The sequence below is a fragment of the Nocardioides campestrisoli genome, from assembly GCF_013624435.2.
GTDB lineage: Bacteria > Actinomycetota > Actinomycetes > Propionibacteriales > Nocardioidaceae > Nocardioides > Nocardioides campestrisoli.
This window is the reverse complement of record NZ_CP061768.1, coordinates 2,818,783-2,841,363: the sequence shown is the minus strand read 5'-3', so window position 1 is coordinate 2,841,363 and position 22,581 is coordinate 2,818,783. Positions and strand designations below refer to the sequence as shown.

At 72.3% G+C, this 22,581-nt stretch carries 20 protein-coding genes; 13 read left to right on the top strand and 7 right to left on the bottom strand.

All coding sequences use genetic code 11. The features are described 5' to 3' along the window. Positions 1-146: 146 nt before the first annotated feature. From H8838_RS13340 to H8838_RS13330, 3 genes are all read left to right on the top strand, one after another. Positions 147-638: a nuclear transport factor 2 family protein gene (locus tag H8838_RS13340; RefSeq protein WP_185995776.1), complete on the top strand. Its 492-nt coding sequence runs from the start codon at positions 147-149 to the stop codon at positions 636-638. 435 nt (positions 639-1,073) lie between these two features. Then, on the top strand, positions 1,074-2,327 hold the full coding sequence (locus tag H8838_RS13335; RefSeq protein ID WP_185995777.1) for an acetamidase/formamidase family protein: 1,254 nt from the start codon (positions 1,074-1,076) through the stop codon (positions 2,325-2,327). A 43-nt stretch (positions 2,328-2,370) separates the two neighbouring features. Beyond that, positions 2,371-3,186: a DNA/RNA non-specific endonuclease gene (locus H8838_RS13330; RefSeq protein WP_185995778.1), complete on the top strand. Its 816-nt coding sequence runs from the start codon at positions 2,371-2,373 to the stop codon at positions 3,184-3,186. 23 nt (positions 3,187-3,209) lie between these two features. Here H8838_RS13330 and H8838_RS13325 read toward each other — a convergent pair whose 3' ends face one another. Then, entirely contained in the window at positions 3,210-3,605 is a 396-nt protein-coding gene (locus H8838_RS13325) for a (R)-mandelonitrile lyase (RefSeq protein WP_185995779.1), read from the bottom strand. A gap of 214 nt (positions 3,606-3,819) precedes the next feature. On the opposite strand from H8838_RS13325, the gene H8838_RS13320 reads away from it, so the two are divergent. The 6 genes from H8838_RS13320 (at position 3,820) to H8838_RS13295 (ending at position 9,493) form a co-directional block, all read left to right on the top strand. After that, entirely contained in the window at positions 3,820-4,482 is a 663-nt protein-coding gene (locus H8838_RS13320; protein WP_185995780.1) for a TetR/AcrR family transcriptional regulator, read from the top strand. Between the two features lie 81 nt (positions 4,483-4,563). Beyond that, on the top strand, positions 4,564-6,276 hold the full coding sequence (locus H8838_RS13315; RefSeq protein ID WP_185995781.1) for a phytoene desaturase family protein: 1,713 nt from the start codon (positions 4,564-4,566) through the stop codon (positions 6,274-6,276). A 76-nt stretch (positions 6,277-6,352) separates the two neighbouring features. After that, the gene (locus H8838_RS13310; protein WP_181312389.1) at positions 6,353-7,534 is read left to right on the top strand and encodes a YibE/F family protein; all 1,182 of its coding nucleotides are present in this window, start codon (positions 6,353-6,355) and stop codon (positions 7,532-7,534) included. A 51-nt stretch (positions 7,535-7,585) separates the two neighbouring features. Then, positions 7,586-8,539, top strand: a complete 954-nt coding sequence (locus tag H8838_RS13305) for a sensor histidine kinase (protein ID WP_185995782.1) — start codon at positions 7,586-7,588, stop codon at positions 8,537-8,539. Next, complete coding sequence (locus tag H8838_RS13300; protein WP_181312391.1) at positions 8,536-8,715, top strand: DUF1059 domain-containing protein; 180 nt, start codon at positions 8,536-8,538, stop codon at positions 8,713-8,715. Before H8838_RS13305 ends, H8838_RS13300 begins: the two co-directional genes overlap by 4 nt. Before the next feature lie 25 nt (positions 8,716-8,740). Beyond that, positions 8,741-9,493 (top strand): MOSC domain-containing protein, encoded by a 753-nt coding sequence (locus tag H8838_RS13295; RefSeq protein ID WP_185995783.1) that lies wholly within the window; start codon positions 8,741-8,743, stop codon positions 9,491-9,493. A gap of 98 nt (positions 9,494-9,591) precedes the next feature. Here H8838_RS13295 and H8838_RS13290 read toward each other — a convergent pair whose 3' ends face one another. From H8838_RS13290 to H8838_RS13270, 5 genes are all read right to left on the bottom strand, one after another. Next, positions 9,592-10,656 carry an OmpA family protein gene (locus H8838_RS13290; RefSeq protein ID WP_185995784.1) on the bottom strand — a complete coding sequence of 355 codons (1,065 nt, stop codon included), beginning with the start codon at positions 10,654-10,656 and terminating at the stop codon, positions 9,592-9,594. Positions 10,657-10,688: 32 nt separating this feature from the next. Beyond that, on the bottom strand, positions 10,689-12,026 hold the full coding sequence (locus H8838_RS13285) for a UDP-glucose dehydrogenase family protein (protein WP_181312394.1): 1,338 nt from the start codon (positions 12,024-12,026) through the stop codon (positions 10,689-10,691). A gap of 89 nt (positions 12,027-12,115) precedes the next feature. Further along, positions 12,116-13,330 carry a right-handed parallel beta-helix repeat-containing protein gene (locus H8838_RS13280; protein WP_181312395.1) on the bottom strand — a complete coding sequence of 405 codons (1,215 nt, stop codon included), beginning with the start codon at positions 13,328-13,330 and terminating at the stop codon, positions 12,116-12,118. Then, positions 13,327-15,213: a right-handed parallel beta-helix repeat-containing protein gene (locus H8838_RS13275; protein ID WP_185995785.1), complete on the bottom strand. Its 1,887-nt coding sequence runs from the start codon at positions 15,211-15,213 to the stop codon at positions 13,327-13,329. The genes H8838_RS13280 and H8838_RS13275 overlap by 4 nt, the downstream gene beginning before the upstream one ends. Beyond that, positions 15,210-16,517, bottom strand: coding sequence for a glycosyltransferase (locus H8838_RS13270; protein ID WP_185995786.1), 1,308 nt, complete (start codon positions 16,515-16,517; stop codon positions 15,210-15,212). The genes H8838_RS13275 and H8838_RS13270 overlap by 4 nt, the downstream gene beginning before the upstream one ends. Before the next feature lie 446 nt (positions 16,518-16,963). Here H8838_RS13270 and H8838_RS13265 point away from each other — a divergent pair, with 446 nt between their 5' ends. Beyond that, a complete protein-coding gene (locus H8838_RS13265) occupies positions 16,964-17,950 on the top strand; it encodes a Gfo/Idh/MocA family protein (RefSeq protein WP_185995787.1) in 987 nt (328 codons plus the stop codon). On the opposite strand, the gene H8838_RS13260 is transcribed toward H8838_RS13265, so the two are convergent. Then, positions 17,935-18,402 (bottom strand): hypothetical protein, encoded by a 468-nt coding sequence (locus H8838_RS13260; RefSeq protein ID WP_185995788.1) that lies wholly within the window; start codon positions 18,400-18,402, stop codon positions 17,935-17,937. The genes H8838_RS13265 and H8838_RS13260 overlap by 16 nt on opposite strands. 227 nt (positions 18,403-18,629) lie before the next feature. Between H8838_RS13260 and H8838_RS13255 the strand changes: the two genes are divergently transcribed. The 3 genes from H8838_RS13255 (at position 18,630) to glsA (ending at position 22,543) form a co-directional block, all read left to right on the top strand. Then, complete coding sequence (locus H8838_RS13255; RefSeq protein ID WP_224766122.1) at positions 18,630-20,060, top strand: MDR family MFS transporter; 1,431 nt, start codon at positions 18,630-18,632, stop codon at positions 20,058-20,060. A 161-nt stretch (positions 20,061-20,221) separates the two neighbouring features. Further along, on the top strand, positions 20,222-21,454 hold the full coding sequence (locus H8838_RS13250) for an IS30 family transposase (RefSeq protein ID WP_185995629.1): 1,233 nt from the start codon (positions 20,222-20,224) through the stop codon (positions 21,452-21,454). A 147-nt stretch (positions 21,455-21,601) separates the two neighbouring features. Continuing rightward, complete coding sequence (gene glsA / locus H8838_RS13245; protein ID WP_185995789.1) at positions 21,602-22,543, top strand: glutaminase A; 942 nt, start codon at positions 21,602-21,604, stop codon at positions 22,541-22,543. The last annotated feature ends 38 nt before the right edge of the window (positions 22,544-22,581 follow it).

Below are 22,581 nucleotides of genomic sequence, written 5' to 3'. Positions count from 1 at the left end.
AGGGGAGAGAGGACAGCCAACGGGACGAGCGCAAGTTTGGAGCGTCCCCCCCGCTACAAAGAACAAGGCCCGATCTGCGGAGACGCAGATCGGGCCTTGTTGCTGTTGGGGTCTCGTTCCCGAAGTCATCGGCGAGAAACTTCGCGGTGCGTCCACCTGACTGCTCGCGCAATCGCCGCGAGCGCTGGCCGCCTGCGATCGGCCAGCGGTCAGCTGCGGTCGCGGATCGACTCCCAGAACGCGCGATACTGATCGTCATGCGACCCGAGGAACCCACCGAGAGCGCGGAGCTGGAGGAGGTGGTCCGTGCGTGGGACACCGCGATGGTGAGCAACGACGCCACCTCGATCGGCGGCTTCATGACCGACGACTGGATGATTGTCGGACCGGACGGCAGTAGCGACGGACGCGAGCGTTTCCTGTCGCTGATCGCTTCGGGAGACCTGACCCACCACACCATGACCAGCGAGGACCTCGTGATCCGGGTGCTCGGGGACAGCGCGATCGTGGTCGCTGCGGGCAATTCGGCCGGAACGTTTCGAGGTCAGCCTTTCAGCGAGCGCGAGCGGTCCTCGAACGTGTTCGTCCGCCGCCACGGGCGGTGGCTCTGCGCTCACACTCACCTGTCCACGATCTAGCGCGGCTAGCGGGTCCTCAGCCCCGTCGTGGTCCGGTCATCCCGCACGGGAGTGATCTCTCGTGCGGGAGGTGAGCACGCCACGTCGTTCAGCGACGTACGCGTCGGAGCCACCCGGCCAGGAGCGGGATCACCACCGCTGCGGCGACGACGTGCAGGCCGATCAGCGCAAGGGTGGCGGTGGCGCTCGCGGCGCTCAGGCGGGGCCGATGGTCGGTTTCATTGTTCGCGGCACACCCCACGTGAACCTGGACGGTTGGCACCCGCACGAGGCTGTCACGTCCGCTGCCGCGGTCGTACTGGTCGGTACAGGCAGGTTTCCCGCTGTTTGCACTGCCGTGCCTCGGCTGAAACACCGCGACGAAAGGGTGGGGTTCCCACCAAGCGCGCGGCCCCCACCCTCGCGTCCCGCGCGCCCCTTGTCGAAGGAGTACGAGTGAGCAACCACTGGAGCTCGGCCAGTCGTCGCAGCCTGCTGGCAGCCGGAATTGTCAGCCCGATCGCCGCCGGCATCGCATCCCCAGCCCAGGCACACGGCGGCCGCGGCGGCGGACGGCCACGTCACAAGACGAAGTGGGACTACCACCTGCGGTCGACCCCCGAGAACCTGCACTGGGGCGGCTTTCCGATCGACTGGGACCCCGCGCTGGTGGTCCGATCGGGCAAGACCGTCCGCGTGGACATGCTCTCCCACCAGGGAGCCACCCAGGCGACCCATCCGCTGGAGTACTTCGCCGCCTTCGGTGCGGGCCCGAGCGCCGTCCTGCCCGATGCCGTGGAGTTCTGGAAGACGCGCGGAGAGCGCCAGGCGAGCAACCGCCAGTACGGCGGCCACGTGCTGACCGGCCCGATCTACATCGAGGACGCCGAGCCGGGCGACACCCTGGTCATCGACATCATGGACGTCGAGACACGGACGCCCTTCGGCTTCAACAACACCGCACCGACCGGCGGGGTGATGGCGACCTTCTACCCCGGGTGGCGCGAGGGGGACGTCGGGCTCGACATCCCCGCGGAGATCCCGGCGGACAAGCCGGCCGGGGTCTGGCCTGACGTCCGCACCCACATGTACCGCGTAGCCAAGCACCGTGGGGAGGACGTCGTCCACTTCTCCGACCACCTCAAGATCCCCGCCCAGCCGTTCCCCGGCATCGTCGCGGTGGCGCCTCAGAGCGGGGTGTTCATCGGCAACACCGAGGATGCGGCGCCACCGGCCACCGGCGTGCAGAACTCGACTCCGCCCTGGACCTTCGGCGGAAACATGGACGTTCGCGACCTGTGCTCAGGCTCGACCCTCTACCTCCCGGTCTTCCAGCCCGGGGCGCAGGTCTTCCTGGGAGACCCGCACAGCTGCCAGGGCGACGGCGAGGTCAGCGGCACCGCCGTGGAGCACTCGTGTGTCGGCAACTTCCGTTTCACCCTGATCAAGAGGACCGAGACCGAGCTGCCGTGGGCGGAGAACGACACCCACTGGATCATGATGGGCATCCACTGGGACCTGGACCGGGCGATGCGGATGGCCGTGGAGAAGACCGTCGACTTCCTGGTGACGACCCAGGGCATGACCGCCCCGAAGGCCTACTCCTTCGCCTCGATCGCGGTGAACTACCACAACGCCGAGGTCGTCGACCGCACCCAGGTGGTGACCGGCTACATCCCCAAGGACGTCTTCGGCCGCCGCGGCCGCTGAGCGCGGGCGGCCCCGGGGTGAGAAGTTGCCGCACACTCGAGGCATGGCCTCTCTCGGATACGACGCCGACTTCTTCGGCATCCCACTCGCGCCCCCGACGACGCCCGGGGGAGTGCTCGAGGCTGAGCTCGACGCTGAGCTCGACGCTGAGCTCGAGTACATGCACTTCACCGTCCGGATGCACCCCACGCGTCGGCTCGCGTGGTGGGTCGCCTGGAACATCGACGGCCTGCGGCTGTTCCCCGGCGACAGCATCAGCCGCGCCGGCGAGCGGTTCCGCGCCGACCCGCGCATCCCCGAGAGCGCGCAGACCCTGGAGGAGGCGTACGTCGGGAACGACCTCGACCGCGGACACGTGGCCCGTCGCTCCGACCTGCTCTGGGGCACCCTGCCCGAGGCCCTGCAGGCGAACTCCGACTCGTTCTTCTTTCCCAACATCACCCCGCAGCTCCAGAACTTCAACCAGTCCGGCCGCGGCGGCCCCTGGGGCCTGCTGGAGAACGCGGTGCTCGCCCAGGAGGGGCTCGAGGAGCGACGCCTCACCCTGTTCGCCGGCCCGGTCCTGGCAGCCACCGATCCTCCCTACCGGGGCATCGTCCAGCTGCCCCGCGAGCACTGGAAGACGGTGGTGTACCGCATCGACGGCCAGCTGCGGTTCAAGTGCTTCGTGCTCTCCCAGGACCTCGACGAGGTCTCCCGCACCTACCTCGACGAGTTCGACACCTACCTCGTGTCGCTCGACTTCCTCGAGGAGCGGACCGGCCTGACGTTCCCGAGCCTGCGCGAGCACGTCGTCCCGGAGGCCGACCGGCAGCGGAGCCCGGTCATGGTCTCGGACGTCGACCAGGTGGACTGGTAGCTCCCGGCGACCCTCGTGGGCACCTAGGCGCCGTACTCCTCGTCGCTGACGTGCTCGAGCCAGGTGACGACCTCGCCGTCGGCGGCCGCCTCCTGGATGGCGACGTGCGCCATGAAGCGCCCAGGCGTCGCCCCGTGCCAGTGCTCCTCGCCGGGCTCGATGTAGACCACGTCGCCCGGGCGGATCTCCTGCGGCGCGGCGCCGCGGGTGGCGACATACCCGAGGCCGTCGGTGACGTAGAGCGTCTGACCCTTCGGGTGGCTGTGCCACGCGGTGCGGGCGCCGGGGGTGAACCGGACGTGCCCGCAGCCGACGGCCGACTGGTCGTCCGGGTTGCGGATGCCGTCGATGAAGACGGTGCCGGTGAACCAGTCCGCGGGGCCGGTGCTCGTCTCCCCGCCGCTTCGGGTGAACTTCATCTCCAGGCTCCTCTCTGAGCCGGTCGCGGTCACCGGGTGACCACGACCCTGCCGTGGGCCTTGCCCTGCTCGACGTAGGCCGTCAGGGGACGCCTGGGTGGTGGCGCCCCGCGGGGCTCAGGCACGAGCATGCGCCACGAGGACGAGCCGCGGCACCGCCGAACGACCCGGGCACCTGGCCCGAGAGGCACGCACTCAGCCCTAGGGTGGCGGCGTGGACGACGCCGAGCGCACGGACGAGCGCAGCACCGACGCTGCTGCGCGCGGCTCCCGGCGGCGCGAGCGCACCCGAGCGCTGGTGCTGGACGCGGCCGAGCAGCTGCTCTCCCGGCGCGCCGCCGAGGAGATCCGGGTGGAGGACGTCGCCGCCGCGGCGGGGATCTCGCCCGCGTCGGTCTACGTGCACTTCGGCACCAAGGACGGACTGCTGGCGGCCGTCGCCGAACGCGTGCTGGCGGTCGCCACCGAGGCGCTGCGCACGGCGTACGCGGCCCAAGCGCCGCCGCTCGAACGGTTCGCCGGTGTCGGCGCGGCCTACCTGCGGCTGCTGCTGGACCACCCCGCGGTGCTGAAGTACCTCACCGCGACGGGGGAGCGGGGCCCGCGGACGCCGGTGGAGAGCGAGGTGGTCACCCGGTTCGGGGAGCTGCGCCGGGAGTTCGAGGAGAGCATCCGCGACGCGGTCGGCTCGGGCGCCATCCGCGAGGTCGACCCCGAGCTGATGTCCTACTTCCTGTTCGGCGCGTGGAACGGCGTGGCGGCGCTGGCGCTGCGCCGCGACGCCCTCGTGCTGGCTCCGGAGCGCGTCGAGCTCGCGGTGATCGAGGCCGGTCTGACCCTGCTCGACGGCCTGATGCTGCGTCCGCCGGCTACCTGACGGGCGCGGCGAGGTGGCGCCGTAGCCCCGCAGCGAGTTAACTGGAGTCCGACTCCAGATCACTTTCGAAAGCGGTGCGCCATGACGCAGACCAGCACGCCCCCCACCCCGGGCTCGCACGAGGACCCCGAGACCTGGGACGTGGTCGTCGTCGGCGCCGGCCCCGGCGGTCTCACCACCGCGGCCTACCTCGCGGCCAACGGCAAGAAGGTGCTGGTGCTCGAGGCCAACCAGGTCGTCGGCGGCAGCACCCAGGTCTTCCGCCGCGCCGGCAACAAGTTCGAGTTCGACGTGGGCACCCACTACGTCGGCGAGTGCGGTCCCGGCGGCCGGATGCAGACCACGCTCTCGGGGCTCGCCCTGACCGAGCGGATCAACTGGCTGCGTCAACGCGCCGAGGGCCACTGCCAGATCATGATCCCTGGGACGACGTTCCAGACCCCGACCGGCTGGGACACCTACCTCGAGCGCCTGATCGCCGCCTTCCCCGACGAGGAGGAGGGGCTGCGCCGCTGCGTCGACATCATGCGGGGCATCGCCACCAACGACCGGCGGTTCAAGCGGCCGCTGGCGCTGCTGCGCTGGGGCGTGCGACCGATCACCACGCTGATGAAGGCCTGCGGGCTCAGCGCTGACGCGCAGGCGGTGATCCTGGCGGAGAACGGCGACTACACGTGGCCGCCGCACCGGACGCCGGCCGCCTTCCACGCCGGCTTCCTCGACCACTACCTCCAGACCGGCGCCTACTACCCCCGCGGCGGGGGTCAGATGATCGGTGCCCACCTCACCGACGTGATCCAGACCCACGGCGGCCGGGTCCGCACGAAGACCCGGGTCGAGCGGATCCTGATCGAGGACGGCCGAGCGGTCGGCGTCCGGCTCCGCGACGGGGAGGAGATCCGGGCCGAGGCCGTGGTCTCCGCGGCCGACTTCAAGAAGACCTGGGCCGAGCTGGTCGGTGACGAGCACCTGACCCGCCGGCTGCGGCGCCGGGTGAAGAACCTGGAGATGACCCTGCCCATGTTCGCCGTCTACGTCGCCCTCGACGTCGACCTGCGCGAGCGCGACACCCCGCCGCTGGCCTGGGTCTGGCCGACCAACGACATCGACGGCTACTACCGCGAGGTTGCCGCCGGCCGGTGCCCTGAGCAGATGCCGGTCGGCATCAGCTGCCCGACGGCCAAGGACCCCGAGGGGACGCACTCCGCGCCGCCCGGCTACTCCACGCTCGAGCTGGTCAGCTGGGCCCCGAAGGAGTACGAGTTCTGGAACGTCGAGACCGGGCCCGCCGACGGTGGCAGCTACGGGCGCGACGAGCGCTACCTGGCGCTCAAGGAGGAGCTCACCCAGCGCGTGCTTGACACCGCCGAGCTGATGATCCCCGACATCCGGGAGCGGCTGGTCTTCTGCGAGGCCTCCACCCCGATCACCCAGGAGCGGTTCACCCTCACCACCGACGGCAACTGCTACGGCATCGCGCCGCTGCTGAAGAACCTCGGCCCGTTCCGGCCGCGGGTCAAGACCCACATCCCCGGCCTCTTCCTGGCCGGCAACAGCACCGAGCACCTGTTCGGCATCAACGCCACCATGTACGGCGGGATGGGCACCGCCGGCGCCGTGCTCGGCCGCGACCTGGTCCAGGAGGTGCGCGACGGGGCGGTCTTCGTCGACGAGAGCCGGCTCACCCCGGTCACCGAGGACTTCGACCCGCTGCTGGCCTCCAAGCCCGGCTCGGTGATCCGCCGCGCGGTGCGGCGGCGTCCCCGGGCCGAGGAGCCGCTCAGCACGCCGTGACCCGTCGCTGACGAGCCGCCGTACGATGGGGGCGTCGGCCAGTCGCATTCGAGAGAGTCCGGAGGACCGCCTCACCATGCACGTGCACTCGCACTCCGCGCGTCACGCAGCAGGGGACTCGCGACGGGTGCAGGTCGCCGCCGCGCTGGTGATCGTCCCGATCGCCCTGCTGACCCTCGTCTCGCTGGTGTGGCTGTGGCCGTCCAGCGAGCCGATCGAGACCGAGCAGGTTCCCGGGGTGACGCAGTTCGAGGGACGGGTCACGGCGATCGAGCGCGAGGCCTGCGCCCAGGAGCTGCCCGACGACGTCAACGGCTGCGGCTCCGCCGAGGTGGAGCTGAGCGAGGCCGACGACTCCGACCGCCGGGTCGAGGCGCCGCTGCCCAACGGGCCCGGTGCGCCGGAGGTCGACGAGGGCGACGACGTCGTGATGATCGTCAGCGAGACCCCCGACGGGGAGGTCTACTCGATCGTCGACCACCAGCGGGCCTCCGAGCTCTGGATACTGCTCGGTGCGTTCGCGCTCGCCCTGGTCGCGTTCGGCCGGTGGCGCGGGCTCACCGCCCTGGTCGGCCTCGCCGTCACCTTCGGGCTGCTGGTCTTCTTCGTGGTGCCGGCCATCCTGGCCGGCGAGCCACCGCTCGCGGTGGCGATCGTCGGCTCCTCGGCGATCATGCTGACCGTCCTCTACCTCACCCACGGGTTCTCGCTCTCCACCACCGTGGCGCTGCTCGGCACCCTGGCCAGCCTGACGTTGACCGCGGCCCTGTCGGCGTTGGCCGTGGCCGGGCTGCACCTGAGCGGCATCACCGACGACATCTCCACCGCGGTGGGGATGACGCACCAGGTCAACATGGAGGGCCTGCTGCTGGCCGGCATCGTCATCGGCTCACTCGGTGTCCTGGACGACGTCACCGTCACCCAGGCCAGCACCGTGGGGGAGCTGGCCCGGGCGAACCCGGCGTACACCGTCGGCCAGCTCTACCGCGCGGGCAGCCGGGTGGGCCGCTCGCACATCGCCTCGGTGGTCAACACCATCGTCCTGGCGTACGCCGGCTCCGCGCTGCCGCTGATCATCCTGCTGGTGGCGGCCAGCGAGCCGCTGGGCGGCGTGGTCACCGACCAGGTCATCGCCCAGGAGATCGTGCGCAGCGTGGTCGCGACCCTCGGCCTGGTCGCTGCCGTGCCGATCACCACCGGCCTCGCCGCGCTCGCCTCCCGCCGGGCGGCCGAGGTGGAGGAGACGGCGCGGGCCTGACCGGGCTAGCCCAGGGCTCAGGTCCGCCCCGGTGCGGCCGATATGGGACGGGTGAACGCCGCCCCTCTGACGCTCGTCCCGGAGCACGTCCCGGAGCACGTCCCGGTGGCCGAGGACCCGCGGGTGGCGGCGGTGCTCGAGGTGCTGGCCGGCAGCGATCCCAGTGCCGCGGCGCGGCGATGGGCCGTCGACCCGGCCGTCCTGCAGCGGTGGGTGCGTGCCTTCGTGGACGCCGGCACCGGGGCGGTGACCAACCGCCCGGACCCGGACGCGGCGAGGCAGCGGGACCGGTTCCTGGCCGCCTTCGCCCATGAGCTGCGTACGCCGCTGGCCGTCGCCCAGGGCTGGGTGGCGATGCTGGGGGACGAGGAGCTCGACCCGATGCTCACCCGCACCGTCGGGCGGCTGGGGGAGGCGCTGACCCGGCTGGCCGAGCGCACCTTCGACGTGGAGCTGTTGGCCGCGGCCTCCCTGGGCCTGCTGCGCCTGGCCCCGCGCACGGTCACGGTGCGCGAGCTGGTCGAGGGGCTGAGCGACGTGCCGGACGGTGCTGCACCGGAGACCGGCCTGGACGTGCCGGTCACCGTGGACCCCACCCTGTTCGCCCGGGTGCTGCGCGACCTGTGGCACGCGGGCCGGTCCCTGCCCGAGCCCCGGTCGCTGCGGCTGGAGGTCGTCTCCGTGCCGCCGTGGACCGAGCTGCGGGTGGTCCGGGACGCCGACCCCATCGACCCGGGGGTGCTGCAGGCGCTCTTCGAGCCGTTCGACCTCAACGACGACGCCACCGGCGTGACCATCGGGCTCTACCTGGCCCGCGCGCTCACCGTCGCGCACGGGGGCACGCTCGGGATCGAGCAGGACGACCGGGGCGCGGTGCTCTGGGTCCGGGTCCCGGCCAGCGTCCCGCCCGAGCCCGATTCGGAGCCCGACTTCGAGCGCGGCTCCGGGCCGGACATCAGCCAGCACGTCCAGTCCCACACCCATCAGCACGAGGAGACACCATGACCTTCACCCTGGCCTGCGGCGACGTGATGCCCGGCTGCGCCGCCCGGTTCGAGCACACCGACAAGCAGGCGCTGCTGGGTCAGGTCGCCGCGCACGCGGCCCAGGCCCACGGCCTGGTCGACCTCACCCCGGAGGTCGTGGCCCAGGTGGAGAGCCGGATCCTGCAGAGCGCCTGAGCCGTCCGGCTGGCAGAGTGCCGGCATGGAGGTCACTCGACTCGGGCTCACCCCGCTCAAGGGCGCGCGGCACGAGACCAGGCAGTCCGTGTCGCTCGCCGGGACGGGTGCCGTCGGCGACCGGATCTTCTGCCTGGTCGACCCGGCCACCCAGCGGTGCCTGCGTACCGTGGAGAACCCCCGCCTGCTCCAGGCGCGCGTGACCTGGGACGGGACCAGCCTCGGCGTCGTCCTTCCGACCGGGTCGGCGCAGGACCGACCCCGGGGCAGCGGGCAGGTCCTCGAGGTCGACTACTGGGGCCGCCCGGTCCGGGTCGAGGTGCAGGACGGTCCCTGGGCCGCGCTCTTCTCCGCCCACCTGGGTCGCGAGGTCGCGCTGGTCAGCGCGCCACCGGGTCAGGTGGTCTACGGCGGCGCGGTCACCCTGGTCACCCGGCCCTCGCTGCGCCGGCTGGGGGAGCGGGTCGGGGTTCCCGTGGCGGGCGCACGCTTCCGGGCCACGCTCGAGCTGGACGGTCCCGACCTGCCGGCCGGTGCGGAGGACACCTGGACCGGACGTCGGCTCCGGGTCGGCCAGGCCGAGCTGACGGTGACCGGTCCGGTCTACCGGTGCGCCGTGATCGACCTGGACCCGGAGACCGCGGTGCGTGACCTGACGCTGCTCAAGACGCTGGCGGGCGAGCGCCCGCCCGGCGCCGGGCTGGCCTTCGGGGTCGAGGCCGAGGTGTCCGTGCCGGGACAGGTGCGCACTGGGGACGCCGTCGTCCTCGACGGCTGAGCTCTCGCGGCCGGGACCAGCGTCGAGGCGAGGGCGACGACAGGCGCGCTGGTCGTCCGCAGGAGCGAGGCGTACCAGCAGGGGGCCATGGGAGCCCCTCAGCGCCCTGCGCCCACGACCGTGATGACCACCCGGCGGTTCCGGGCCCGGTTCGCCTCGCTGTCGTTGGGGTGGGCCGGCCGGGTCTCGCCGTACCCGCGGGTCGTCACGTCGTCCGCCTCCAGCCCTGCCTCGCGCACCAGCCAGTCCGCCACCGCGCTCGCCCGCGCCCGGGAGAGACGCATGCCGTAGGCCTCGTCACCGCGGTCGTCCGTGTGCCCCTCCACCAGCACCCGTTCGCCGGCGACGGAGCGGCCGATCTGGCGCGCCATCGCGAGCAGCGAAGCCCTGGACTCGGGACGCAGGGCGGCGCTGTCGCTGTCGAACAGGACGCCCGAGGAGGCGACGTACGACGTGGTGCCGGAGCCCTGGAGGACGCTGACCCCGTCGGCCTCACGCAGCCGGCGGGACTCCAGGCGCTCGGGATCCACGTCGACGTCCGGCACCCGCACGGGCGCCAGGCGCACGGTCGGGACTCGGTCGTCCCCCGGTCGCGCGGCTCCGTCGCGGGCGAACCCCTCGCGGACCACCCCGGCCCGGGTCACGCCGACGAGCTGGTCGTCCCGCTCGACCCGGCAGACCTGGGGGGCGCGAGCTCCCGGCACGCTCGCGCCGGGGACCAGCACCTCGGGATAGACCCGTCCGTCCAGCTCGGCCCCGGGGATCACGGCCGGGGGGATCGTGGCTCCGGTGACCTCGACCGCGCCGAGACAGCCGCCGGGCGCGTCGTGGTGGACCACGCAGCCGCCGTCGACCTCCTGGGCGGGGATCGTGAGCGCCGGGACGAGCACCTCGCCGTCCTCGCCCACCACCGCGGGGACCTCGACGGCGGGCACCAGCACGTCGGGGACGGTCTCGACCCGGCGCCCAGGCCGCGGCGTGCAGGCGGGGTCCGGCGCCGCGGTGCCGGAGGCCACGGTGGGCTCGCCGGTGGCGGGGGAGGGGACGACTCCGCGGTCCTCGCCTCCCTGGCCGTCACGGCAGGAGCCGGCCAGGAAGGCGACGAGCAGCGCGAGCAGGACCGGTCCCGCCGCCGACGGCCCGCGCCGGTACCCGTCGGGCACGTCCGGGTCCCTCCTCCGCCGCTGCACCGCGGTCAGCTCGCCCGACCCAGCGCCCGGTAGGTCCAGCCCGCCGTGCGCCAGCCCGCCGCGTCGAGAGCGTGCCGGCCGTCGACCACCGTCCGTCCCGCCACCACCTGCCCGAGCAACCACGGGTCGATCTCCCGGAAGACCTCCCACTCGGTGAGCAGGACCACGACCGCAGCGCCCTCGGCCGCCTCCATCACGCCCGAGGCGTACTGCAGGTCGGGGTAGGTGCGGCGGGCGTTCTCCATCGCCTCGGGGTCGTAGACGGAGACGACGGCGCCCTCCTGCTGCAGCATCCGGGCGACGTCCAGGGCGGGTGCGTCGCGGATGTCGTCGGAGTTGGGCTTGAACGCCGCTCCCAGGCAGCACACGCGGACACCCCGCAGGTCGCCTCCTGCCTCCTCGCGGACCAGGTCGACCGTGCGTGCCCGTCGGCGCTTGTTGATCGCGTCGACCTGGCGCAGGAAGGCCACCGACCTCCCGACGCCGAGCTCCTCGGCGCGGTGCACGAAGGCCCGGATGTCCTTGGGCAGGCAGCCCCCGCCGAACCCCAGCCCGGGCTGGAGGAAGCGACCGCCGATCCGGGAGTCGTGGGAGAGGGCGCGAGCCAGGTCCTGGACGTCGGCCCCGGTCGCCTCGCACACCTCGGCCATGGCGTTGATGTAGGAGATCTTGGTCGCGAGGAAGGAGTTGGCAGCGACCTTGACCAGCTCGGCGGTCGCCAGGTCGGTGACCACGACCGGCACCTCCTCGGCGAGCAGGGGGGCGAAGACCTCCTCCAGGCACTCCTGGGCCCAGGCGGAGGCGACCCCGAAGACCAGCCGGTCCGGGTGCAGCGTGTCCTCCACGGCGTACCCCTCTCGCAGGAACTCCGGGTTCCACGCGAGCTCGACGTCAGTCCCGGCGGGCGCGTTGTCCTGCAGCAGCGTGGTCAGGCGAGCCGCCGTCCCGACCGGCACGGTGGACTTGCCGACCACCAGGCACCGTCGGCGCAGGAACGGGGCGAGGTCGCGCGCCACTCCCTCCACGTAGCGCAGGTCCGCGGCGTCCGAGCCGGCCTTCTGCGGGGTGCCGACGCAGATGAAGTGGACGTCGCCGAACTCCCCGGCCTCGGCGAGGTCGGTGCTGAAGGAGAGGTGGCCCGAGTCGAGCGCCTTGCGCAGCAGCTCCGGCAGCCCGGGCTCGAAGAAGGGCACCTGGCCGGAGGCGAGCGCGTCGATCTTGGCCGGGTCGGTGTCGACGCCGAGGACGTCGTAGCCCAGAACAGCCATGCAGATGGCGTGGGTCGCCCCGAGGTAGCCGGTGCCGAGGACGGTGATGCGCGGTCGTTGCTCGGTGCTGCTCATGGTTCCCCCTGTGGTTGGTGCGCGCGGTCCTGGTGGTGGCACTGCTCGTGGTGGCGGTGCCGGTGGCGACGGTGCCGGTGTGCAGGCGCTCAGCCGCACGGGATGTTGCTCAGGCCCTCCCCGGCGTCGGTGAAGGTGTTGTCGCAGCGGACGACGTTGGACTCCTCCGGCCACGAGGCGATCGCGTGCCCGGGCCCCTGGACGTCGGCGTGGTTGCCGGTGAAGACGTTGTGGTCACCCCACCCGTCGAGGATCTGATGGGTCTGGAAGCCGTCCTCGGTGGCGTGGGTGCCGGTGTTGCCCTCGATCAGGTAGTTGTTGCCCTTGACGTCGACCCACGAGTCGGCGCCGCTGAGCGAGGAGCCGTCGAAGGTGTTGCCGGAGACGACGCCGCCGGTGGTGCCCTCCTTGAGGTCGATCGCCTCGGAGGTGGTCTTCGAGATCGTGTTCCCGTCGATCACGTTGCGGTCGCTCCGGTCGGCCTCGCACCCGGTGTAGGTGCACCAGTTGCTCACCGCCGAGCCGATGTAGACGCCCTCCCCGTACTCCTCGTTGCGCAGCCCGGTCTCGCGGATCGTGTTGTCGAGCACCGCGTTGTCGGTGCTGTGCGAGCGCAGGTGGATCGCCTCGTCGCCGGTGCCGGTGACGGTCAGCCCCTGGATGACCGAGCCGACCGTGCCGTCGGCCATCACGCCCTTCTGGCCGCCGGAGACGGTGAAGCCGACCAGCCGCCAGTGCGTTGCCCCGTCCAGGTGGAAGGTGTAGCCCCCCTCGACGTCGCCGCCGTCCAGCACCGCGTCCGCAGGGCCGCACAGGAAGATCGGGTCCGCCTCGGTGCCGGAGGCGGAGGCGACGAACTCGCCGGAGTAGGTGCCCTCCGCCAGCGCGATGCTGTCGCCTGGCGCCGCGTCGTCCAGAGCGGCCTCCAGCTCTTCGGCCGAGCTCACGGTCGTGGTGGCCGGCGGGCAGTCGACCCGGTCGGTCTCCGGCAGGGGACCGGTGCCGGCGGGCGCGGCGTTCGGCAGGACCGGCGCCTCGGAGGGCTCCCCACCGTCCTCCTCCTCGACCTCCTCGGGGGTGGCGGTGGGCTCGGTGGCCGCCGGGACGGGCGTGGGATCGGTCGTCGGCGCCGGGGGGACGCTCACCGCCGGCGGGGCACCGCCCTGGTCGGCGCCGGTGCGGGAGGTCTCCGGCCAGGCCAGGGCCGCGACCAGGGCCGCGACGAGGGAGGTGAGCAGGATCCCGGCAGCAGCACCGGCGGCCACGTCCCGGACCCGGTCTCGCGACCACTGCGGAGCGCTCATCGGCCGGCCTCCTGGGGCACCCGGTCCGGCACCACGACGGCCGACGGGTCGTGGAGCGGTCGCTTGTCGGCGTAGGGATGGAGCTTCTCGGGGCGGGCCCGCGCGCCTCGGACCGCGGTGAACAGCAGCAGCGCCCCCAGCAGCAGCCACATCAGCGTCAACGGCTGGAGGAAGCGCTTGAGCGTCACCAGGAACGGCGTGGTGTCGTGCCACCCGCGAGTGTCGTTGTCCCACCCGGTGCGGTCGACGTCCTCGGCCCGGTTGGTCTCGATGGCGCTGGGACCCCGGCCGGTGAGGGTGTTCGCGTCGACCACGGTGTCACCCGCCCGCCCGACGATGCTGACAGCGTGGTTCGAGGCGCCGGTCAGGGTGTTGTGCTCCACGTCGGCCTCCGAGTCGCGGATGTAGAGGCTGGTCTCGCCTCCGTCGACCAGGTTGCCCGAGACGACGCCGTCCGTCACCCCGTCCCGTACGGCGATCCCCTGGGTGCCCGAGGCGTTGACGGTGTTGCCGATCACCGAGACCTCCTGAGCCAGGTCCCGGACCACGATCCCCACCGAGTTGGCGCGCACCTGGTTGGCCAGCACCCGGACCCTGGTGCCGCCGATCACCTCGACGCCGTACCGGCCGTTGTCGTCGGAGACGCTGTTGGTGATCGTGTTGTTGCCGTAGCTGCCGACGCTGGTGCCGGTGGCGCTGGGCCCGTCGGCGAGCGGGCGCCCGGAGATGGTCACCCCGTTGCGGGCGTTGCCCTCGGTCCGCACCTCGGAGAGGACGATCCCGGTGGTGGCCCTGGCCAGCACGATCCCGTCCTGGCCGTTCTCGCCGGCCGAGGTCCCCTCCACGACCGCGTTCACGACGTACCGGTGCAGCACGAGGCCGGAGACTAGGTTGCGGTCGAACGTGCTGTCCCGGACGTCGAGCCCCGAGGCCCCGGAGACGAACAGGCCGAAGGCGCTCTGCGTCACCGACGTGCGGTCCAGGGCGGCGGAGACGAAGCTGTAGCGCGGGGCGTCCACGTCGACCACCGGCAGGGGCAGGTCTCCGGCGGGCAGCACCTCGCCCAGGGCGGAGTCGCGGTTGCCCTGCACGGTCGGTCCGGTCCCCGGCACGGCCCCGATCTCGAGGGAGTCGGCCAGCCGGTCCAGCGAGCCGCTGTTCGGCCGGTCCGTGCCGGTGAGGGAGAGGCCCCCGGTGCGACCGCTCCAGAAGCCGAGCGCCCGCAGCTCGGCGTCGGAGATCGAGACCTGCCCGCCGATCGAGCGGATGTAGGCACGGCCGTCGTCGGTCAGGGTGTCGGTGGCCTCGTCCTCCCGGTCGAAGCTGGTCACGACGGCGGGCGACCCCTCGGTGCCCGCGATGTTGAGGCGGCCGCCGTCGTTGATGATCGAGACGAAGCCGTCCGCGTCGCTGGCCAGCAGGAGCCGGAGGCCACCGGGATCGGCGAGGTTGAGCGTGGCGCCCGACTCCACGACGACGTGCTCGGAGAGCAGGAAGGCGCCGTCGGGCTGCCGGACGAAGGTCTGGGGAGCAAGGTCCAGCAGGTCCTCGACCGTGTACGGGTCGGAGCGCTCGGTGAGCACGAGGGTGTAGGCACCGCCGGTGGCGAGCCGGTAGGGGCTCTTCACGGGCTGCTGCTTCCAGCGGGCCAGGACCCCCACGGTGCGCACCTCGATCAGCCGCGAGTCCTCGGCGGCCACGAGGGCGGACTCCTTCTCCGGGTCGCCCGGATAGGCGCGGCCCTCCGAGGCGACCGGGGAGCCCTGGGTGCCCCCGTCGCTCGCGGCGGCGGCCGGGGCTGCCCCCAGGGACGGCCCGGAGGCGAGCAGCAGGGACGTGACCGCGGCGGTCAGTGGCGCGACCGCCCGGGCCCGGCGGGTCACCGGGGGCCGCCCGCGAGCTCCACGGCCCTGCTCCGTCCTTGCGCGGGCACGGCCGGCGCGCCGGCTGGGTGCTCGAGCGTCGCCGCAGTCTGGCCCTCGCCCCCGACGGTCTCCGCGCTCCGGGTCAGCCACCCCTGACGGTTCATGGTGAGGAACGCGTAGAGCTTGATCGGCAGCGCGACGAAGATGACCACCAGCGTCATCACCGGCAGCAGGAAGAGGTCGCCGGGGTGCCGCCGGAGGTGGGAGAACCCGCGGATGCCCCGCCCCACCACCAGCCAGGTGGCCGCCAGCGCGGCGCTGGTGGTGGTCGGCTCGAGCCGGCTGAGGAGCAGGTAGCCCAGGGTGATCCCCATGGTCACCGGGGTCAGCAGGATCTGGAGCACCGTCACCTTGGTGACGAACGGGACCTTCCAGAGCCAGCCCTTGTAGATCGCGGTGAGGTAGCACCGGTACGAGTTGCGGCTCCAGCGGACCCGCTGCTTGACGAAGGCCCGGAACGTGTCGGGGAACATCGACAAGGCCTTGGCCGAGGACTGGTGGACGGTCTTGTACCCCGAGGAGAGCACCAGCCAGGTGAGCCGCCCGTCGTCCCCGGCGATGCACCGCCGGCCGAGGAAGAACTCGTTCTCGAGGTTGTCCAGCACCGGCATCACCACGCTGCGCCGGTAGACCCCGGTCCGTCCGGAGATGCAGGCGACGGCGCCGGCCGCGCCCATCGCCGGGACGTAGTTGTAGTAGCGCAGGTTGACCATCCAGTCGGCGATCCGCCGCCACAGGCTGGTCCGGCGCTGGAAGACGTTCTGCTGGGTGCTCACCCCACCGACCTCGGGGTCGGCGAACGGGCGCTGGACGTTCTCCAGCAGGCCGGGCAGCCACTGGGTGTCGGAGTCGGTCAGCACCAGGAGCTCCGAGGTGGCCATCCGGATCCCGACCCCGAGCGCCGAGCGCTTGCCCGAGTGCTTGAAGAGCACCGGGCGGATCCTGGGGTCCGCCAACCGGCTCAACCGCGTGTAGGCCTCGGTGTCGGCCACGTCCAGCACGATGATGATCTCGGTCGGATCCTGGGACCGCCAGTTGGCCACGCACTGCATGAGGATCTCCGGGTCCTCGTGGTAGGACGGCACGACGACGGAGGTGGTGGTGCTGAAGTCGTTGACGACCGGCTTGGCGCGGGCCGAGAGGATGCAGCGGTAGAGCCACAGCGACCAGACGATCAGGCCGGCGACGGCGAGCGGGAACACCGCGCGCAAGGTCGCGACGTCGAGGTCCTGGAGACTGAGTGGGTCGAGCAGTGCGTCCATTGCGTGTTCCCCCGGGGATGCGTGGAGGAGCGCGCCGACCGGCACGGCCCCCCGACTGTGATGAGTGACGCTGCCCGAGCGGCGCCGTCCCATCCTGGAACTCCGGTGCGATCTGCTGGCTTCGACCGCGAGAAGCCTGGGTTAACTCCGTGTCTCCCGCGGTGACCGGCGGATTCGGACCGCCCGGGGGTCCGCGAGGAAGGGGCAGGGGACGAACATCCCCACGATGGGGTAGAGAGATCCCCAAGTTGGGTGGTCCGAGGCCCACCAGGCTTCCTGCCGACGATGCTGGGTGGGGCCTCAGGCCGGACCCCGGGTGGGCTGGTGCTGTTACCTGCCGGACACGTGAGCCCGCCGCTCGGGAGGCGACGCCGGACGCGGGGCTGCGTACGGTGTCCCTGGTTCTTCCCGGCACCTCGTGCCGGGACCACGTGGGAGGTTGCTCGATGTCGGCTGGGTTGCGTTGGGGAGTGCTGGGAGCCGGGGGAATCGCCCGGCAGTTCGCCGAGGACCTGAGGAGCGACGGCCTGGGCCTGCAGGCCGTCGGGTCTCGTACCCGGGAGGGCGCCGAGAGGTTCTCCACCCAGCTGGGCGGCATCGCGTCGGTCTACGGGAGCTATCAGGCTCTCGTCGAGGCCCCGGAGGTCGACGTCGTGTACGTCGCGACGCCGCACCCGCTGCACGCCGAGCACGCGCTGCTGGCGCTGCGCGCGGGCAAGCACGTGCTCGTGGAGAAGCCGTTCGCCCTCAACGCCGCCCAGGCCCGGGCCGTGGTCGCCGAGGCCCGGGCCCGCGGGCTGGTGGTCCTGGAGGCCATGTGGACCCGCTTCCTCCCACACATGGTGCGTCTGCGCGAGCTGGTCGCCGACGGCGCGCTCGGCGAGGTGATGACGCTGGTGGCCGACCACAGCCAGCAGCTCTCGGCGGACCCCGCGCACCGGATCCAGGACCCGGCCCTGGGCGGGGGCGCGCTGCTGGACCTGGGGATCTACCCGGTCTCGTTCGCCTGGGACCTGTTCGGCGCTCCCCTCACCATCGACAGCCGGTCCGTCCCGACGGCCACCGGCGTCGACCGCCAGACCGCCGTGGTCCTCACCTACCCCGGCGGAGCACAGGCCGTGCTGCACACCGCCCTGGACCTGGCCGGCCGCAACGACGCCGTCGTCCTCGGCACCGACGCCCGGGTCGAGATCGCCCCGACCTGGTACGCGCCGAGCACCCTGCGGGTGGTCCGGCCCGACGGCACCGTGCTGGAGGAGTTCGACGGGCGAGGGCCGGGCCGCGGCATGCAGTACCAGGCGCGCGAGCTCGAGCGGCTCGTGCGCGAGGGCCACCAGGAGTCACCGGTGCTGCCGCCCGGCGAGAGCATCGCGGTGATGGAGACCCTCGACGAGGTCCGTCGGCAGATCGGGCTCGCCTACCCGGGGGAGTGACGGAAGCCCAGCGTCAGCACCAGGGTCAAGGTGCCGCTCAGGGCCACCGCCAGGGCGACGATCCGGACGACCAGGAAGGTCGGGTCCAGCTCGGTGGCCTCCACCACGTAGCCCGTGACCAGCCAGCCGGCGAGTGCGGCGAGGAAGGACGTCGGTGCCAGGGCACCCGGGTGGCGGTCCTCGCGCAACGAGCGCAGGCCACGGGTGGCGCCCCGCGCGAGCGCCGCACAGAGCACCCCGAGCAGGGCCCCGACCAGGAGGAGCAGGCCACCGAGGAAGAGCCCGAGGCCGTCCCAGTCCTCCCCGGTCGCGGACAGGTCGGCGGCCATCACCCAGCACCCCAGACCGGCGGCGCCCAGGCTCAGCAGCGTGCCCGCCCAGCACGACCCGACGAGGACCCGGGCGGCTGCGGCGAGTCCGGGGCGGGGGCGGCCGGTCGGTGAGGTCGTCATGCCTCGGATCCTCGCAGCGGTGGCCGGGGCTGCGCCTGAGCACCGCTACCCAGTCCACGCGCTCGGGAGGAGAGGGGGAACAGAAGTACCGACCCGCGCGTTGGGCCCCTGGCCGTCCGAACAGGGCGGTACCTCGATCTCGAAGGACCCCGGTGACCTCCGTTCCCTCCCCAGACAGCACCACGTCCGATCCCCAGGCGGGCACAGACCACGCGACCCCGCCGCACGTGGGCCGCCTCATCGCCCTGCTGGTGGCTGCCGCCTTCGTGGTGATCCTCAACGAGACGATCATGAGCGTCGCGCTGCCCAAGCTGATGGTCGAGTTCGACGTCGGGGCGGCCACCGCCCAATGGATGACCACCGCGTTCATGCTCACCATGGCCGTGGTCATCCCCGTCACCGGCTACCTGATGACGCGGCTCTCGCTGCGCACGGTCTTCCTGATCGCGATGTCCAGCTTCCTGGTGGGCACGCTGATCGCGGCCTCTGCGCCGGTCTTCCCGGTGCTCGTCGCCGGCCGGGTCGTGCAGGCGGTCGGCACCGCGCTGATGATGCCGCTGCTCTTCACCACCGTGCTCAACGTGGTCGCGGTCGAGCGCCGGGGCCGCACCATGGGGCTGATCTCGATCGTCATCGCGGTCGCGCCGGCCGTCGGACCCACCATCGGCGGCGTCGTCCTCGACCAGCTCAGCTGGCGGTGGATGTTCTGGCTGGTGCTGCCGATCGCCGGCCTCGCCACCTTCTTCGGCGGCCTGTGGATCCGCAACGTCACCGAGCCCCGTCGAGTGCCGCTCGACTCGCTCTCGGTGGTGCTGTCCGCGTTCGCCTTCAGCGGTCTGGTCTTCGGCCTGAGCAGCATCGGCGAGGCCGCCGAGGGCGACCCGCTGATGCCCATCTGGATCCCGCTGACCGTCGGGGTGCTGGCGCTGGCGGCGTTCGTCGTCCGCCAGGGCGCGCTGGGCGACCGCGCGCTGCTCGACCTGCGCGCCTTCCTGACCCCGGCGTTCTCGCTGGCCACCGTCCTGGTCGCGGTCAGCATGATGGCGCTGTTCGGCACCCTGATCCTGCTGCCGATCTACCTGCAGAGCGTCCTGGGCCAGACGCCGCTCGAGGCGGGCCTGATGCTGCTGCCGGGCGGGCTGACCCTCGGCGCCCTCGGCCTGGTCGTCGGTGGTCTCTTCGACCGGTACGGCGCACGGCCGCTGGTCCCGCCGGGCGCCGCGGTGGCGAGCGCCGCACTGTGGGGGATGACCACGCTGGGCGCCGACTCGACGGTCCTCACCGTGATCGGCTGGCACGTGCTGCTCAACATCGGTCTGGCCTTCATGTTCTCGCCGCTGCTGACCGCCGCGCTGGGCTCCCTGCCCCGGGCGCTCTACTCGCACGGCAGCGCCATCGTGAGCACCCTCCAGCAGGTTGCCGGAGCCGCCGGCACCGCGCTGTTCATCACCGTGATGACCCGGACCACCGTCGACGGCGCCGAGCGCGGCGTCGAGGAGGTGACGGCGCTGGCCGACGGGATCCACGCCGCCCTCGTCTGGGGCGCGGGGATCTCCCTGCTGGCCGTGGTCGGCGCGCTGTTCGTGCGTCGTCCCGACCCGGTCGTCGAGCCGGGGCTGGAGGCCGACGAGGGCTCGCTGGTCGACTCCGCGGTCTGACTGCCCGTCGTACGCCGGCCGCGAGCTCGTCGTACGCCCGTCCGCCCCGCCCCCCACCGCTGCCCCTGCCCGACCTCGCACGTGTAACGCGGCGTTATGGCGTCCACCGCTGCGGCGGAGTCAGTCGGTCGAAGCAACGCCAACGAATGGTGGTGTTGTAGATGCCGAAGCGGCATGTGTCTTACGAGCAACGCGAAGAGTTCTTCGAGCTGGTGTGCGCGGGGCTGTCGATCAAGGCGGCCTGCCGTGGTGCCGGTGTGTCGGAGCGGGCCGGCACGGTGTGGTGGCAATCCTCGGGGCTTGTGAGTCCAGTGATCCAGTACGGCACGGTGGGTGGTCTGCCCGGCACCGCGCCTGCCCGCACGCCGGGCGGGCGCGGCGCCGACGAGCTGCCACGCCCGCGACGGCCCTTGAGTGGTGAGGACCGGGCGGTGATCGCGGCAGGTCTGCAGGCGAGCTGGTCCTACGGCCGGATCGGGCGGGCGATCGGACGGGACAAGTCAGTGGTCAGTCGCGAGGTCACGCGCAACCGTGGCCCCGACGGCACCTACTGGGGGCCGGTGGCGCACCGTGCCGCGCACGAGCGTCGTCGTCGTCCCAAGGAGTTCCGGCTGGTCGAGAACCCCGGCCTGTGCCGGCGGATCGAGGACTGGATGGACGCCGGGTGGTCCCCGCGGCTGATCGCCCGGGTGCTGGGTGAGGAGTCGCCGCACGTGATCATGGGTCGGGTGTCGCACGAGACGATCTACCAGGCCTTGTACGTCCAGACGCGTGGGTCGTTGCGCCAAGACCTGCACCGGCAGCTGTCGACCAAGCGGGCCCGTCGCAAACCCCAGGGCGGGGCCAAGAGGTCCAACAGCCCGTACCGGGATGCGTTCACGATCAGCCAGCGCCCACCCGAGGTCACCGACCGGGCCGTACCCGGGCACTGGGAGGGCGATCTGGTGATGGGCATCAACGGCGGGGTCGCGGTCGGGACCCTGGTCGAGCGGTCGACCCGGTTCACGATGCTGCTGCACCTGCCCGGCCGGCACGACTCCGAGTCGGTCGCCCAGGCGATGATCGCTGAGATGTCCGCGCTGCCCGAGCACCTGCGTCGCTCGCTGACCTGGGACCGTGGCGTCGAGATGGCCCGCTACGACCAGATCCAGCTCGCGTTGAACATGCCGGTCTACTTCTGCGACCCGCACTCACCTTGGCAGCGCGGCACCAACGAGAACACCAACCGGCTGCTGCGGCACTGGCTGACCAAGGGCACCGACCTGTCCCGATTCACCGCCGTAGACCTGCAACAGATCGCAGCCAGCCTCAACGCCCGACCACGCCCTACCCTCGACATGCGAACCCCAGCCCAAGCGCTGGACCAACTGCTGACCAAACCGGCAGCAGCCTGACCCGTTGCTTAGACCGATAGACCTCGCCTGCGCTATGACGCGTGGTCAGACGTCACAACGCAGCGTTACACGGGGTCAGGCCGGGCGGAGGGGGCGGGCAGGGCGGCTCCTCGTTTGCCCGGCCAGCAGGCGGGGCACTCGGAGGCCATGACGCAGACCGGGGACCTGGCCGGCTGGCTGGAGGCCGAGCGGGAGCGCCTCTTGCCCGAGCGTTCGGGCGAGGTGGGGGACCCGAGCGTGGACACCGAGGGCGCGGCCGACCACTTCGCCCTGGCGGTGCGGACGGTCGAGGGCGAGCTCACCGCGACCGCGGAGGGCGACGTCGAGTTCGCGATCCAGTCCGTGGTCAAGCCGTTCCTGTACGCCGTCGCGCTGTGCGACCGGGGCGAGGAGGTGCGCCGGTCGATCGGCGTCGAGCCGACGGGCGAGCCCTTCGACGCGCTGGTGCTGGAGCAGGAGACGGGCCGCCCGCCCAACCCTATGGTCAACGCCGGGGCGCTGATGGCGGCCTCGCTGGTCGCCGGCTCCGGGGTGGAGGAGCGGGTCGCCCGGGTGCTGGAGGTCTGCTCGGCCGCGGCCGGACGCGACCTGCACGTCGACGAGCAGGTGGTGGCCGCCGAGCTCGAGCACGCGGACCGCAACCGCGCCCTGGGCTATCTGATGCGCGGGGGCGGGACGCTGCACTGCGAGGTCGAGCACGCGGTCGAGACACTGGCCCGGGTCTGCTCGGTCCAGGTCACCGTGGCGGACCTGGCCACGATGGGCGCGACGCTGGCGGGCTGGGGAGAGGTCCCCGGGACGTCCCGGCGGGTGATGGAGGCCCACGCGGCCACCGAGGTGCTCAGCGTGATGGCCACCTGCGGCATGTACGACGGCAGCGGACGCTGGATCCACCGCGCCGGGATGCCGGCCAAGTCAGGTGTCTCCGGCGCCCTGCTCGCGGTCGCCCCGGGGCGGCTCGGGTTCGCCGCGTGGAGCCCTCCGCTGGACGAGCACGGGAACAGCACCCGCGGGATGCAGGCCGGGGAGGCCTTCTCCGAGGCGTGGGGCCTGCACCCCTTCGCCCAGGTCCCGCGCGACGCAGGTTGACCGGACCCAGCCAGCCGCACCAGGCCCGCCAGGGTCGC